This window comes from Chryseobacterium taichungense (assembly GCF_900109935.1).
GTDB classification, from domain to species: domain Bacteria; phylum Bacteroidota; class Bacteroidia; order Flavobacteriales; family Weeksellaceae; genus Chryseobacterium; species Chryseobacterium taichungense.
On record NZ_FOBV01000001.1, the window covers coordinates 272,174 to 286,788 of the forward strand.

The following is a 14,615-nucleotide window of genomic DNA, read 5'->3' on the forward strand; positions in this document are numbered from 1 at the left end:
TGAGCAATTTTGCTGTCGATTCAAGAGAATCATTAAATTTACAAGAATTAAAATTTTGAACATGAATATTTTAACAGAAAAGTTTAACACACCATATCATTCAGCACCTTTTAATCAAATTAAAAATGAAGATTATCTTCCTGCCTTCAGGGAATTAATTAAAAAATCAGAAGAAGAAATTGATGGCATTGTCAGCAATCCTGAAGAGCCAACTTTTGAAAACGTAATTGAAGCACTGGCTTATTCTGGTGAACAACTGGATGTGGTTTCCAATATATTTTTCAATTTAAATTCAGCAGAAACAAGTGATGAGCTTCAGCAGATCGCTCAGGAAGTTTCGCCGATTCTGACTGAATATTCTTCAAAAATTTCTCAAAATGAAGCTTTGTTTAAAAAAATTAAAAAAGTTTACCACGAAAAAGAGAAATACGACCTGAACGACGAACAGCAAATGCTTTTGAATGAGACGTATAAAGGTTTCGTAAGAAGCGGAGCCTTGCTCAATGAGGAAGACAAAGAAAAACTGAAAAAAATCAGCATGGAGCTGTCTGTAAAATCCCTACAGTTCGGGCAAAATGTACTGGCTTCCACCAACAGTTATTTCAAACACATCACGAAAAAAGAAGATTTGGCAGGAATTCCTGATGCTATCATGGAACAATACGCCGAAGAAGCAAAAGAAAGAAATCTTGAAGGCTGGGTAGTTACGCTGCAGTATCCGAGCTATGTTCCTTTTATGACGTACGCGGAAAACCGTGAATTAAGGAAAGAGCTGGCATTGGCCAATGGAAAGAAATCTTTTGATGGCGGTGAGTTTGATAATCAGAATTTAATTAAGGAACTTCTTACTTTAAAGCAGCAAAAGGCAGAATTATTAGGCTATAAAAACTATGCAGATTATGTTCTGGAAGAAAGAATGGCAAAATCTCCAACAAAAGTTAGTGATTTTCTAAATGAGCTTTTAACCAAAGCAAAACCCTATGCCGACAAAGAAATCGAAGAATTAAAATCATTAGCAAAAGCAGACGGAATCGATGAAATTCAGGCGTATGACCATGCTTTTTATGCCGAAAAACTTCGTAAAGCTAAATTTGATCTCAATGATGAAGAATTAAGGCCTTATTTTCCATTAAATCAGGTTCAGGATGCTGTTTTCGGATTGGCAAACAAGCTTTTCGGACTGACTTTCGTGGAAAGAAACGACCTCCCAAAATACCATGAAGACGTAAAAGTGTATGAGGTCTTTGAGGCAGGAAGCAGAAAGTCAGAAGCTGGAAGTACCCATCCTGAAAAAAATTTCAAAGCTTTACTTTATGTAGATTATTTTCCGCGAAAAGGCAAAAGAGCCGGAGCATGGATGACAAGCTATAAAAACCAGTATCAGAAGAACGGAGAAAATTCCCGTCCTCATATTTCTATTGTTTGTAATTTTACCAAACCGACAAAAGATACGCCTAGTTTATTGACGTTCCAGGAGGTGACCACTTTATTCCACGAGTTTGGTCATGCCCTTCACGGAATGCTCGCCAATACACTCTATCCGACCCTTTCCGGAACTTCTGTGAAATGGGATTTTGTGGAACTACCATCGCAATTCCTTGAAAATTTCTGCTATGAACCGGAATTCCTAAAAACTTTTGCCAAGCATTATAAAACCGGTGAAGTTCTTCCCGATGAAAAAATCGAGAAAATAGCACAATCGAAAAACTTTATGGAAGGCTATCAGACCTTGCGACAGCTTGGTTTTGGATTACTGGATATGAATTACCATACGAAAGTTGAAGAGCTGGAGAATAAGACTATTAAGGAGTTTGAAGATGGATACACTAAAGCAACTCAACTTTACCCTACAAATCCTGAAACGGCGATGAGCCCAAGCTTTTCGCATATTTTCCAGGGTGGATATTCTGCCGGATATTATTCTTACAAATGGGCGGAAGTTCTGGATGCTGACGCTTTTCAGTATTTTAAAGAAAATGGAATTTTCAATCCTGACATTGCCACAAAATATAAAATCCTTCTTTCTTCAGGCGGAACAAAAGATCCGATGGAGCTGTACAAAAGCTTTAGAGGAAGCGAACCGAAAGTGGAAAGTTTACTGAAGCGAGCATTCGGATAATTATTTTAACAAAATGACTGATAATGGAAGACGTTATCGTTTCCTTTATCAGTCTTAAAACTTAGACGAGGGTGTAAATTATTATTAAATAATGGTTAAAAGTCAGGAATATTAGTGATTGACTTCATTTTATTTTCATTACCTTTAGTAAAATCAAAAACAAGGTATTGCACAATATTATGAAAGATCAACTATATTTTATAAAAACAGATCCTGTCAGCGCAAAGATCAATCTTTATAATAGACTCTGCTGCGAAGAAAACGGAATGCTTCCTTACCTTGAAGATGATAAAAAAGCAAGTCTTGAAATCATAAAAAGAAAGACACTTGATAATATCGAGACGCTTTCCAAGGAAGAATTCATCAGTATTTTTAATTGGTTTGACGCTAAATACAATTCTGATCCTGAAGAGCTGAAAACCCAGCTTTTTATCCATGGAATTGATATATTTTACGATATTTCAAATCCGCTATGTATTGAAAATTTCCAGCACATTCTTTCAGGATATGAAGATTATTTACAAAGTAAACTTTCCTTCAAAATCAATTCCGAAGCTTTCAATCATTTTGTGATTTATGCCATCTTTTTTACAGGAATGGCAAATTCAGAAGAAAAATATCTGTTCAATTTTTTAAAGCAAGACCACAATGTGCTCTACTCGCTGGCAGAAAAAGGATACAGTGAAAAAAGATATGGAATTTCTTTACAACCGGAGATGTATCAATACTTTTCGGATCTTTATGATTGTACAAAGTTTTATAAAGGATCGGTAATTACCATTTAGACACCCTTAGTGCTCTAATATAAACATTAAATATCTGAGGATGTAAATTATAAAGTCAAAAAAACGATCGTTTTTTTTAAGCGATCGTTTTCTATTTTAGAATATAAAATTATTATGCAATTTCTTTTTCTGAGACCATACTATTTCTCGCTCTGGCCAACATCGGAATGGAGATAAGTCCCATCGTCAACATGATAATGATCTGCAACGGTAATGAAATAAAAGAATAGGTTAATCCGATTTCTCCTCCTAATGCACCACTCTTACCCATAGAAATGAATAATGCCATAAAACCATATTTCATAGCAAGATTGAAAGCGCCGATTCCACCACTTGCTGGGATAATCATTCCGAGGGTTCCTACGACAAGAATTAAAAAGCCGTCATCGAAAGTAAAATTTGAGGTTTCCGGTAGTGCAAAACATACAAGATAAGCTGCAAAATAATACGAAATCCAGATGCCTATGGTGTAAATAATAAATTTTCCTTTTTGCTTTAATTTAAATATGGAAGTCAACCCTTCAAAAACACCATCAATAAATCTGATGATCTTATCTAAAACAGGAATATTTGCCAATCTTTTTTTAAAAACAAAAAATAAAACCGTTCCGACAATCAGAATTCCCAGAATGATTAAAATTTTATTAGGGTTAAATTGTATGCCTGAATTTTTATAAAAAGAATAAATAGCTTCCCCTTTAAATAATAAAGTCAGACCCAGAAATGCCACCATACAAACGAGATCCACAACTCTTTCCAGAATAATAGTCCCGAAAGACTGATCTACAGGAACTTTTTCTACACCATACAAAGCTGTTGCTCTTGCGACTTCACCACTTCTGGGAATGGTAAGGTTCATTAAATATCCAAAAGAAATAGACCACAACGAATTGGAATTTGAGATTGTATGTCCCATGGGCTCCAGCATCAGATTCCAGCGTATTGCCCTAAACCAGTAAGCCGCGATCCCGAAGCATGCTGCTAATAAAACCCACCAGTAGTTTGCTTTTGAGATAGACTTCCTGAATGATTCATAATCAAAATCTTTCAGGGCAAGCCATAAAAAAAAGCCTGCAAAAGCAAGCGAAATTACTATTGTAAGAATTGATTTTAAAGGGCTCTTTGTATTTTTCTCCATCAGTTTAGGTCAAAAGATTGGTCTTTTCATCCGGGAAAACAATTTTCGGCTGAAAATCTTTGGCTTCTTCAGGAGTCATCTGCGCATAAGCAATAATGATAATAATATCGTCTCTCTGCACTTTTCTTGCGGCAGGACCGTTGAGGCAAACTTCGCCTGATTTTCTTTTACCTTTAATCACATACGTATCAAAACGCTCACCATTATTTACATTTACAATATATACTCTTTCTCCTACGACAAGACCGGCTGCTTCAATAAGATCTTCATCTATGGTAATACTTCCGATATAATTAAGGTCAGAAGCCGTAACTCTCACCCTGTGAATCTTAGACTTAAAAACTTCTATTAACATACTGCAAATTTATTAATAAAAATCAATAAAACGCTTTTTTAGACTTATTTTAAAACTATCAGAGTCACAGCATTTTAATTTCTTTAAATATAATTTTTAGAGTTTTTAATTGTAAAATCAGTAAATATATTCTAAAACTGTTAATACTTTAGTTATAATTTAGGATTTAATAAATACAGAAAATAATATTATGATTCTCATAAAGTCAATATACATAAGCATTTGGCATGATTTTAGTAACGTGTAACGTACATTTTACGTAAAAAAGAGAATTATCATATTTTAATCATTTTCACGTAAAAACAAAAAAATTATTTATTTTTTTATAAAAAAATTGCACATATAGAAAATAGTATTATATTTGCTATTATACGAACTAACTTTAATATTAGAAAAATTATGAACAAGTCTGAATTAATCGACGCAATCTCAAAAGATGCAGGTATCACTAAAGTTGCAGCTAAAGCTGCTTTAGAATCATTCATCAATAACGTAATGACTACTTTAAAGAAAAAAGATGGAAAAGTTTCTTTAGTAGGATTCGGTACTTTCTCAGTAGCAGAAAGAGCTGCAAGACAAGGTATTAACCCTGCAACTAAAAAACCAATCAAAATTGCCGCTAAAAAAGTTGCTAAGTTCAAAGCAGGAGCTGACCTTTCAAATGCAGTTTCAGGAGCTAAGAAAAAATAATCATTCAGATTAAGTAAAAAGCAACCTCATCATTGATGAGGTTTTTTTATGGAAAAATGGCTTTGAAGGCTTTATGATCCTTAAGGTGCCAGCCTCGAAATTTTCCAGTCGAGATTGTCAATTAATTCATAGATAATCCGGTCATGCAAACGGTTGGGTCTTCCCTGCCAAAATTCTATTTCATACGGTTTTGCAATATATCCTCCCCAGTTACCCGGTCTTGGAATTTCTTCTGCATTTTCATATTCTTTTTCAAGCGCTCTCAGTTTTTCTTCCAAGAAATTCCGATCCGGAATCACCTGACTTTGTGGTGAAACTACCGCTCCAAGTTGGCTTCCTTTCGGCCTTGAGTGAAAATATCCGTCACTCAGATTCTCAGCAATACGTTCAAGATTTGCCTTAATAATGATTTGCCTTTCAAGATTTGGCCAGAAAAAATGAAGACATGCCTTATGTGTACTCTCAATTGCTTTTCCTTTTCTGCTGTCGTAATTGGTATAAAAAATAAATCCCTCGTACGTATATGCCTTCAACAGTACCATTCTCGTACGCGGACATCCGTCTGACTCTACTGTCGAAACCGCCATTGCATTAGCTTCAGAAATACGGGGATTATCGCTCGCTTCGATGAACCAGTCCCGAAATTGTTCAATGGGATTTTGTTTTATCTCACTTTCAATAAGTTGGGATCTCTCGTACACTTTTCTTTTATCGTGCAGGTTTTCCATAAATATTTTTTATTAAATTTGAGTATGAATTACTCCTACAAAGGTAAAATATTAATTTCCACACCTGACATTTCCGGTGATATTTTTTCCCGATCGGTAGTATTGGTTATAGAACATAACGAACAGGGTGCATTTGGCTTAATATTAAATAAAAAAAACAGCCAGATGAGCGACAAATTCAAAGATCTGTTCGAATTTAAGATCGAAGTTTACGATGGAGGCCCCGTGGAAAATGATAAGGTTTTCTTTATCGTTAAAGGGAAAAAAGTAACGGAAACTTTTGTAGAGATTACTCCAGAATTTTATCTGACAGAAGATATTGAAAATATTATCAGCGCCATTTTAAACAGCGAACTGAATATCAATGACGTAAAAATATTTTCAGGTTATTCAGGATGGACATCGATGCAGCTCGACAGCGAAATACAGCGAAAAATGTGGACCGTAGTTGACGTCTATAATCTTGATTACACTTTGCCGAACGATCAGACGCTTTGGAAATCTATCATGCAGAATTTGGGAGGCGAATACTTACTTTGGGCAAATTCTCCTGAAGATATCTCACTCAACTAGAAAAAGTTACAAATTCATCCCTGATAATTTTAACAAAATTTTGGGAAGGCGTTAACCAATTTTAAGCAAATAATTTCCGTTATTTGCTTAACCAAAAACTCAGCCGATATGAAAGGAATCAAACTACTTGCTATATCAGTATTTTCTGCTGCTTTTCTATCTTTCACTCCTGAAAACAAAAAGATAATTATCATCGACGCAGGCCATGGCGGTAATGACATGGGCGCTAACAGAGATGGCATCTACGAAAAAGATGTTGTTCTTAATATCGCTAAGGAAATCCGGGAATTCAATAATGTACAGGATAAATACGAAGTTATTTTAACTAGAGATAACGACACCTATTTACAACTAGCTGACAGAAGCACTTTGATCAACAAACTGAATCCTGAAATAGTGGTTTCTCTTCACATGAACAGCAGCCCGCATCAGGAATCTGTAAGATTTGGAAAGGAAGTTTATACTCAAAGTACGGAAGCATCAAAAAAGCTGGCTCAGCAAATTTCTCAAAAACTTAATCCATGTGAAATTTCGGGAGAAAAAAATCTTCACATTTTAAGAGAATCTAAAGCACCTACTGTTCTTGTAGAGCTGGGCTTTATGAATAATACAGAAGACAGAGAATATTTAACCAGCAAAAAAGGTCAAAAAGAAATTGCTCAAAAATTCATTGAAGTTTTTAATGAATACTAAATAAGAAACAATTCTGATAATTTCGGAATAAAACCCGGTAAAGGACTTTGAAAATTTTTGTTGTTTACCGGGTTTGTCAATTTTAAAAGCTGCTTTTCCAGGCTTCTACCAATCCTGAGAACTTAGCGCTTCCAAAAGTTTTATTTCTTATTTTACCTACCGAAAAAATTCCCTTTTCATCAGATATCAAAAGAATTTCTTCAGCTTTCTGAGATTCAAATGCAATAATTTCGTGCTCCTGAATATCGGCAAGATTATTTTTATGTAAAAAGGTAACAAAGTTTTCCATTAAAGGCGAAATATATGCTCCTTCGGTTTGTTTCGGTATTTTAATCATATCCCCTTCCAGAAATAAAAGATTACCGGATATCGCCCTTGCAATTCTTTTGTTCGGATTTAGGAAAATTACGTCATCAAGATCATTTTCCTGCGCGTAAATTTCACCATAAATATTTTCCGGACTATGGACACGGATATTGCTCAGAAGATTGTTATTAACGTTAATTTCTTTGATTAAATCCAGTTCCAGCAGTCTTTCATGGATTGATAATACATCATCCATTGCCGTAACCTCATAATAATATGATACGTAAGATTTTGACAAAGTAATACCATCCCTATTTCTGAAGACCTGAAAATTAATGATTCCGTTCTGAATTCCCTTTCCTTCGATAATATCTTTATTGAAAGTCGACTGGAAAAATTCTAGCGTGTATGACAAAGGAATATTGAGTCTCATTTTCCTCATGGAAGCCATCAGAAAAAAATAGCATTCTTCATCCATGATTAACTTTGAATTTCTTATAAAGAATGAAACCTTCACCGCATCTCCAAGCAGAAATGCTCTGTTCTTTATATTTAATTCTCCCGATGTAAAATATTGATTTTCCAATTTAATCTGATTTATTATAAAAAAATAATGAACGATAAATCGTTCATCAGTTTTATCTGCAAATACTGCTTACGTTTAAGCGGCACCTAATTTTATTCTAAGGTTTTCGATAAGATTTTCCCAATACATTGCGTTTTCCTCTTCGTCTCCTTCTTCGCAAAAGTCTGTAATATTTAAAGCAAGATCTTCTGTAATATCGTCGATTGTAATTGTCATTTCAAAGAAATGCTTCGTTCCTTCATCTTCTTCCCATCTAAAACGCACGAAACCTTCAGGCTTATATCTGATTAAAGTTGCCTTCTCGGCAGGACCTCCTCCCCAACTAAAAAAGAAATCATCTCCTTTCTCTATTACTTCATCCGCAAACCATTCAGATAATCCCTCTGCAGTGGCCAGATATTCATATAAAATCTCTGATAAGCAATGCATTGGAAATTCGTAATGGACTTTATGTTTCGCCATATAATCTTTGTTTTAATCGTCCCGCAATATATAAATTAATTTTTTTATTACACAAAAATGTGTTTACTTTTTTACACAATCTTCATGACATTTGTCAGAGATTTTCAAATATTTGCTTTACGTAAAATTATATTATAAATATACCTTCCGGAATGATTTTCACAACTAAATATATTTAAAAACATTCAAATTAAACAATTAATGCTTCAATATGAAGCAAATCAAAGGGCATCGAAAAATTTCGATGCCCTTGTCGTATTAATTCTTATTAATTTTCTTCTAAAACTTCCAGGATAATTTTGCAGCCTTCGGTAATTTCTTCTTTTGAAATTGTAAGAGGTGGTGATATTCTGAGGTATTCATTTCTGTAGAGCTGCCAGAAAACTATCAATCCTTTTTCCATACATTTTTTTGCAACATGTAAAGTATATTCCGGCGAACCAAGATTTACAGCCAACATTAATCCTTTTCCATTAATATTTTGAATTTTTGGATGAACTAAAAGTTCTCTGTATAATTTTTCTTTCTCTTTAATTTCATCCATCAATCCGCTTTCCAGCACTTCCTTAAGGGTTGCATAGCTTGAAGCTGCAATCAGGGGATTTCCGCCAAAGGTAGTTATATGACCCAATTTCGGGGAATGCGAAAGTGTTTCCATGATTTTTCTTGAGCTCATAAATGCGCCCACCGGCACTCCGCCACCCATTCCTTTTCCCATTACCACGATGTCGGGAACAATTCCGAAATGTTCGAAAGAAAACAATTTCCCGGTTCTTCCGAATCCGGGCTGTATTTCGTCAAGAATCAACAATGCGCCGACTTCTTCACATCTTTTTTTAAGGTTAATTAAATAATCCCTGTCAGGAACCAGAAAACCTGCAGCTCCCTGAATAGTTTCCATGATAACACAGGCTGTTTTCTCGGTAATTTTATCAAAATCATTTTCATTATTGAATTCAATAAACGTTACCATCGGCAGAAGCGGTCGGAATTCTCTTTTGTGATTTTCATTTCCGGAAACGCTTAATGCTCCATGAGTATTTCCATGATAAGAATTCTTAAATGAGACAATTTCTTCTCTTCCCGTATACCTTTTTGCAAGTTTCAGACTGCCATCGATAGCCTCTGCACCACTATTTACCAAATAAGTAATTTCTAATGGATCAGGTGTTGATTCTGCGAGAAGCTTACATAAAGCTACCGGCTTTTCCTGAGCATATTCACCATACACCATCACGTGAAGATATTTATCTGCCTGCTCTTTAATGGCATTTATGACTTTCGGATGCGAATGTCCCAATGTATTTGCAGAAACACCGGCTACAAAATCCAGATATTTTTTTCCGTCGGTGCCGTAAATATAGCTTCCTTCTGCTTTTTCCACTTCAAAACCTGCGGCAAATTTTGTGGTTTGTGCCTGATATGTAAAAAAATCCTGTTGCATTTTATCCATTGAAAATTTTTCAGCAAAGCTAAAAAACATTCATCAAATGCCGAAATTAAACCGATAGAATAAAAAAATCGCTTACAGTAAAACTGTAAGCGACACCACCAAATCACAAAATATTAATATAGCTTAATTATTTTCTCATTCAAATATATGCAAAAAAACAATTCGAATACATATTTAATAAAAAAAAATGAAATTTAATAATTATAATTAAAACAAATGATTAATTTAATTATTTAAAAACTATTAAAAATACAATAATATGAAGATATCACATTTTAGAGATCTTTAAAGAACGAACACAAAATCTGAAACTTATAAAAAGAATCTCTCATCAATCTAAACCAAAAAAATAACCCACTACATAGAATAGCGGGTTATCATATTTCTTACAAGAGCCTTATTTTCTGACGCGTTTTGGTTTTTTGGCTTCTTCTTTAGCTTTTTCGTCTTCGATCACTTTTTGTGCCGAATCATATAAAGTAGTATCCGACTCATATTTTATTTCAGGATAATTTGGAGAGTCTACCAGAATGTCCTGCCATTTTAAAATACGGTCTTTGGTATTCCAGTTGAAATCCGGAAATTTACGCTTAGAAGGCTCAATCATACTCATGGGAAATGTATCTGAAGCCGCACCGATATTACATTCTACAACATATAGCGCTTTTTCTTCAAAAATAGCATCGATAATTCCACAGGTACTAACAGATATTCCTATTCTTTCTTTTTTTTTGGTTTGCGTATTTTCATCATCAGAATAGGTAATTGCCTGAGCATTTCCAATCACTTTTGCTTCTCTGATATTATTACCTTCTCCATAATATACCGTCATCAGCTTTCCTTTCACCTGATTGAATTCATCCTTCATATTCAGCGAATCTACTTTACTGATTGCAAAAGCATTTCCAATTACTTTGAGAGAATCTATATTTTCTTTTTGCGTATTAAAATAAGCCTCTATTTTATTGCCTGTCACCTGCTTACCGTTGCTCCACAGAATAGGTTCCCTGTACATATGCAGCACCCCGTCCGTTTCATTAAAGGCAATTGAATCTGCTCTACCTTGGGCATTTGATTTATAAAATCTGCCTTTTCTGAATGCTCTCAGAAAACTTTTTTTAACGGTAGCATCTGAAGAATCCGGTTTTTGAAATGATATGATCTTTTCAGCCGCAAAATACATAGAATCTTTTTCCAGAGCTTTTACAGCGTAGGGATTTTTAGTCATCATGGCAGAATCTTTCTTTTCAAAAATCTCTCCGTACCCGCCTTTGATCCATCTTTTTTCATTAGGATCATCCAGTGTTACATTTCCAGTTGCCTTTCCGAAACCGGTAAGCTGATTGTAATACATTTCATCTCCGGTAAGGATTTTATCATTATAAAACACTTTCGAATTCTTATATAAAAAAGCTTCTTTCGTGTTCGTATTGTAATTCCCTTTATCCGTAACAATACGGTTTTTAGGGTTCTTTTTATTGATAATTGTAGTTGGTCCGTTGATGTTTACAATGTTCGTATTCTGATTCTGAACAACATTATCACCTTCCAGGATATACTGCGCATCTTCAATTTTCACTCTCCCCGAAAGATCAATGGTTCGTGTTGCAAGAAAATAGGTTGCAGATTTCGAATATGTGGTGCTTTTCCCATCATTGATTGTCCCGCCGGTATTGTAATAAGCCTGATTGGAAACCCTGTCGTAATACATGGTTTCAGTTTTGATCACTGTTCCTTTAGGATCTGTAAGTACTACATTTTTTCTTGCAATTCCTCTTTGGGTATTGCCGTCATATTCCATTTCATCAGCGGTGATTACTGAGCCATCCGCATTCTGCAGCTTTACATTTCCGATAGCTTTCACAAAGTTCTGACCTTCATAAACAATCACAAGGTCCGCATTCAGCAGAGATCCCTGATGCTCAAACTGTACATTTCCTGTAAAATAATTATTGCCGTCGTATTTGGCAGGATCCTTCCGCAATTCATCAGAGTGTATATGCTTTACCTTTTCAGGAGGCGGAGTATTTTTCTGCGGAACGGTCTTAGGCGTAAAATAGGGATCTTTCTGCAGAGGTTTTTGATTGTCCTGTGCAAAAATAAGCGAAGAAATACATACGAAAAGGCCGATGAACAGCCTTAAGGAACGGTTAGTCATTCTTTGTACCATAAAAATACAGCGAATGAGAATCAATCTTTACCCCAAATGCCTCTTCAATAGCTTCTTTAATTCCCTGGATTCTCGGATCGCAAAATTCTATAATTTCTTCAATTTCCTTGTCAGAATCTTTTTTGTAAATCACTAAATGATCATGCTGTTTATCAAAATAAGACTTTTCATAGGAAGAAGAAGTAAGCGTTTTTTCACCAAACTGATGCTTACGGATAAGCCCTGCATCCAGGAAAATCTCAATGGTGTTATAAATTGTTGCCTTGGAAACATGATATTTTTTCTGCAGCATCAAAAGGTACAGATCATCGACATTAAAGTGATGATCCATACTGTAAATCTCTTCTAATATTGTATATCTTTCAGGAGTATTGCGAAAGCCTTTTTCCAGCAAATAATTCCTTAAAACATCTTTAATAAGTGCAATATTTTTTTCTTTTTGTATTGTATCCATCAAAAAAATTATATACAAATTTATTGATTTTTATTTAAATACATATTGTACCCGAATGTTAAAGAATTTAACTATTATGACGAATAAAACCGCACTGCTCTATCCTGGATTTGCTTACACAATCTTCTGTCATTGGTGCAGATTCCACCTCTACATTGTGTGAAGTGATCCCCCAAGCCTTGAAATCGTCGCTACCGATATACTTAACGAAATTATAAATATTAAGGATAATTTTCTCTTTTACCGTAAGAAGTATATCGTTGATATAGGTATTATCTATGATCACATACTTTAGATCAGGCGGAATATTGTGCGCTCTTAGTGAAGGATGGCTACTTCTTGAAGGGATTGTTCCGTCTGCCATCATATCCCTTAATACCATATCAAAATAATCATTGATTCTTCGGTCGATTTTAAAACCTAACATAAAATTGATTTTATAAATCGTACCCGGAAGTACTTCATCAACGGCATATTTAAAGGTGTACGGATCTTCCTGATTGGTAATACTTAAAATGAAATAATGATCTGCTCTTTTCGGCTGCTTTTTAATAATTGAATAGATAATTTTTGATTCTATTTCATCATTTCTTTTGGCCCTACTCAGATAAGCGAGATTGGTAGCATATTTAGGAATTGTTTCGTCAAGCTTCATATCTTTAATGATAGGAATATAATTTTCCAGCTTGATAAACTTGATAAATTTGGTCTTGATGAGCCTTCCGTTGTACCATGCATACATACATACTCCGATGGAACCAGCCAGAACAACTGTTATCCAGCCTCCTTCCATGAATTTAATGACATTGGCACTAAAGAAACCTAATTCAATAGCCATATATACCAAGGCGAATACAAGAATTAAAATCTTGTTTACTCTGTGTTTTAAAAGCCAATATACCAAAAGGATGGTTGTCATCAACATCGTCACGGTAATGGAAAGACCGTAAGCAGCTTCCATTTTCCCGGATTCCCTAAAGTGCAGCACCACAATAATACAGAATAATAAAAGTCCCCAGTTGATTCTCGGTATATACATCTGTCCTTTTACCCCCGAAGGATAATCGATTTTCTGGTTTGGCCATAAATTCAGAGACATTGCTTCTGAGAAAATGGTGAACGAACCCGTGATTAAAGCCTGGCTCGCAATAATTGCCGCAGCTGTCGCCAGAATAACGCCAGGAATAACCATCCATTCTTCCATAATTCCGAAGAAAGGATTAACAACAGAAAAGCCCGGTTTATTATAATTCATTAAAAGCCATGCTCCCTGTCCTAAATAATTAAGAATCAGCATGATTTTAACAAATCCCCAGCTTACTCTGATATTTTTTGCACCACAGTGTCCCAAATCTGAATAAAGCGCCTCTGCTCCCGTTGTACAAAGGAAGACAGCTCCCAAAATAATAATGGCACTTGGTGAATGCGCAATAAGCTTATAAGCATAATACGGATTGAATGATCTCAGAATCTCCATATTTTCGCTTAAATGAGACAATCCCAAACCGCCTAATACCAGAAACCAGATGACCATGACAGGTCCGAAGAATTTCCCGATAAAGCTTGTTCCAAACTGTTGAACGACAAAAATAACAATTAAGATCGCAATTGTAATCGGAACAACGGGTGTATGAGGATTGTAAATTTCAAGACCTTCGATGGCCGACATCACGGTAAGAGAAGGCGTAATAACACCATCTGCGATAAGTGCGGCAGCTCCTACAATAGCGATGAGATACAGCCAGCCTTTCTTCAGATTCTTAACCAGTGAAAAAAGCGCAAGAATCCCTCCTTCTCCTTTGTTGTCTGCTCTAAGAGCGATTACTACATACTTTATTGTCGTCTGAAGAGTAAGTGTCCAGATAATGCAGGAAAGAGCTCCTTCAATATATTCATTAAAAGGCATCGTGCTTCCGCTCTCTCTTGCATTGACGATTGCTTTCATTACGTAAAGCGGTGAAGTACCAATATCTCCGAAAACGATCCCCAGAGAAACCAAGACTCCAATGAAAGAAAGCTTCTTAATGTCAAAATGATGACCGCCTTCTGTAACTTCTGCCATATCAGCTAATTTTATTTTAAACGCGCAAATTTAAATCAAAT

Annotated in this window: 14 protein-coding genes; 5 read left to right on the forward strand and 9 right to left on the reverse strand. The window is 35.2% G+C overall.

Annotation, left to right across the window (positions count from 1 at the left end; all coding sequences use genetic code 11):
• Positions 1–61: 61 nt before the first annotated feature.
• Both BMW64_RS01300 and BMW64_RS01305 read left to right on the forward strand, forming a co-directional pair.
• Entirely contained in the window at positions 62–2,119 is a 2,058-nt protein-coding gene (locus BMW64_RS01300) for a M3 family metallopeptidase (RefSeq protein ID WP_089998045.1), read from the forward strand.
• A 179-nt stretch (positions 2,120–2,298) separates the two neighbouring features.
• Positions 2,299–2,904 (forward strand): hypothetical protein, encoded by a 606-nt coding sequence (locus BMW64_RS01305; RefSeq protein WP_089998046.1) that lies wholly within the window; start codon positions 2,299–2,301, stop codon positions 2,902–2,904.
• Positions 2,905–3,016: 112 nt separating this feature from the next.
• Here the strand turns inward: BMW64_RS01305 and BMW64_RS01310 are convergent, their stop codons facing one another.
• Both BMW64_RS01310 and panD read right to left on the reverse strand, forming a co-directional pair.
• Positions 3,017–4,045, reverse strand: coding sequence for a lysylphosphatidylglycerol synthase transmembrane domain-containing protein (locus BMW64_RS01310; protein ID WP_089998047.1), 1,029 nt, complete (start codon positions 4,043–4,045; stop codon positions 3,017–3,019).
• 1 nt (position 4,046) lies between these two features.
• On the reverse strand, positions 4,047–4,397 hold the full coding sequence (panD, locus tag BMW64_RS01315; protein WP_029294648.1) for an aspartate 1-decarboxylase: 351 nt from the start codon (positions 4,395–4,397) through the stop codon (positions 4,047–4,049).
• Positions 4,398–4,796: 399 nt separating this feature from the next.
• Between panD and BMW64_RS01320 the strand changes: the two genes are divergently transcribed.
• Positions 4,797–5,087 (forward strand): HU family DNA-binding protein, encoded by a 291-nt coding sequence (locus BMW64_RS01320; RefSeq protein WP_089998048.1) that lies wholly within the window; start codon positions 4,797–4,799, stop codon positions 5,085–5,087.
• 80 nt (positions 5,088–5,167) lie between these two features.
• On the opposite strand, the gene pdxH is transcribed toward BMW64_RS01320, so the two are convergent.
• Complete coding sequence (pdxH, locus tag BMW64_RS01325; RefSeq protein ID WP_089998049.1) at positions 5,168–5,815, reverse strand: pyridoxamine 5'-phosphate oxidase; 648 nt, start codon at positions 5,813–5,815, stop codon at positions 5,168–5,170.
• Positions 5,816–5,839: 24 nt separating this feature from the next.
• Between pdxH and BMW64_RS01330 the strand changes: the two genes are divergently transcribed.
• Both BMW64_RS01330 and BMW64_RS01335 read left to right on the forward strand, forming a co-directional pair.
• Positions 5,840–6,388 (forward strand): YqgE/AlgH family protein, encoded by a 549-nt coding sequence (locus BMW64_RS01330; RefSeq protein ID WP_089998050.1) that lies wholly within the window; start codon positions 5,840–5,842, stop codon positions 6,386–6,388.
• Positions 6,389–6,496: 108 nt separating this feature from the next.
• Positions 6,497–7,081 (forward strand): N-acetylmuramoyl-L-alanine amidase family protein, encoded by a 585-nt coding sequence (locus tag BMW64_RS01335; RefSeq protein WP_089998051.1) that lies wholly within the window; start codon positions 6,497–6,499, stop codon positions 7,079–7,081.
• Positions 7,082–7,163: 82 nt separating this feature from the next.
• Here the strand turns inward: BMW64_RS01335 and BMW64_RS01340 are convergent, their stop codons facing one another.
• The 6 genes from BMW64_RS01340 to BMW64_RS01365 all read right to left on the reverse strand — a co-directional run bounded on the left by BMW64_RS01340 (position 7,164) and on the right by BMW64_RS01365 (position 14,574).
• Positions 7,164–7,973: an aminotransferase class IV gene (locus BMW64_RS01340; protein ID WP_089998052.1), complete on the reverse strand. Its 810-nt coding sequence runs from the start codon at positions 7,971–7,973 to the stop codon at positions 7,164–7,166.
• A gap of 75 nt (positions 7,974–8,048) precedes the next feature.
• On the reverse strand, positions 8,049–8,435 hold the full coding sequence (locus tag BMW64_RS01345; protein ID WP_089998053.1) for an START-like domain-containing protein: 387 nt from the start codon (positions 8,433–8,435) through the stop codon (positions 8,049–8,051).
• A gap of 268 nt (positions 8,436–8,703) precedes the next feature.
• A complete protein-coding gene (locus BMW64_RS01350) occupies positions 8,704–9,879 on the reverse strand; it encodes an aspartate aminotransferase family protein (RefSeq protein WP_089998498.1) in 1,176 nt (391 codons plus the stop codon).
• Between the two features lie 406 nt (positions 9,880–10,285).
• A complete protein-coding gene (locus BMW64_RS01355; RefSeq protein ID WP_089998054.1) occupies positions 10,286–12,046 on the reverse strand; it encodes an OstA-like protein in 1,761 nt (586 codons plus the stop codon).
• Complete coding sequence (locus BMW64_RS01360) at positions 12,039–12,512, reverse strand: Fur family transcriptional regulator (RefSeq protein ID WP_029294631.1); 474 nt, start codon at positions 12,510–12,512, stop codon at positions 12,039–12,041. The genes BMW64_RS01355 and BMW64_RS01360 overlap by 8 nt, the downstream gene beginning before the upstream one ends.
• A gap of 67 nt (positions 12,513–12,579) precedes the next feature.
• On the reverse strand, positions 12,580–14,574 hold the full coding sequence (locus BMW64_RS01365) for a KUP/HAK/KT family potassium transporter (protein ID WP_089998055.1): 1,995 nt from the start codon (positions 14,572–14,574) through the stop codon (positions 12,580–12,582).
• Positions 14,575–14,615 lie beyond the last annotated feature (41 nt).

Coding starts and splice junctions, on each gene's coding strand:
- panD (WP_029294648.1), bottom strand. CDS start 4,397: ATGTTAATAGAAGTTTTTAAGTCTAAGATTCACAGGGTGAGAGTTACG.
- BMW64_RS01365 (WP_089998055.1), bottom strand. CDS start 14,574: ATGGCAGAAGTTACAGAAGGCGGTCATCATTTTGACATTAAGAAGCTT.
- BMW64_RS01345 (WP_089998053.1), bottom strand. CDS start 8,435: ATGGCGAAACATAAAGTCCATTACGAATTTCCAATGCATTGCTTATCA.
- pdxH (WP_089998049.1), bottom strand. CDS start 5,815: ATGGAAAACCTGCACGATAAAAGAAAAGTGTACGAGAGATCCCAACTT.
- BMW64_RS01335 (WP_089998051.1), top strand. CDS start 6,497: ATGAAAGGAATCAAACTACTTGCTATATCAGTATTTTCTGCTGCTTTT.
- BMW64_RS01320 (WP_089998048.1), top strand. CDS start 4,797: ATGAACAAGTCTGAATTAATCGACGCAATCTCAAAAGATGCAGGTATC.
- BMW64_RS01305 (WP_089998046.1), top strand. CDS start 2,299: ATGAAAGATCAACTATATTTTATAAAAACAGATCCTGTCAGCGCAAAG.
- BMW64_RS01300 (WP_089998045.1), top strand. CDS start 62: ATGAATATTTTAACAGAAAAGTTTAACACACCATATCATTCAGCACCT.
- BMW64_RS01360 (WP_029294631.1), bottom strand. CDS start 12,512: ATGGATACAATACAAAAAGAAAAAAATATTGCACTTATTAAAGATGTT.
- BMW64_RS01350 (WP_089998498.1), bottom strand. CDS start 9,879: ATGCAACAGGATTTTTTTACATATCAGGCACAAACCACAAAATTTGCC.
- BMW64_RS01330 (WP_089998050.1), top strand. CDS start 5,840: ATGAATTACTCCTACAAAGGTAAAATATTAATTTCCACACCTGACATT.
- BMW64_RS01355 (WP_089998054.1), bottom strand. CDS start 12,046: ATGACTAACCGTTCCTTAAGGCTGTTCATCGGCCTTTTCGTATGTATT.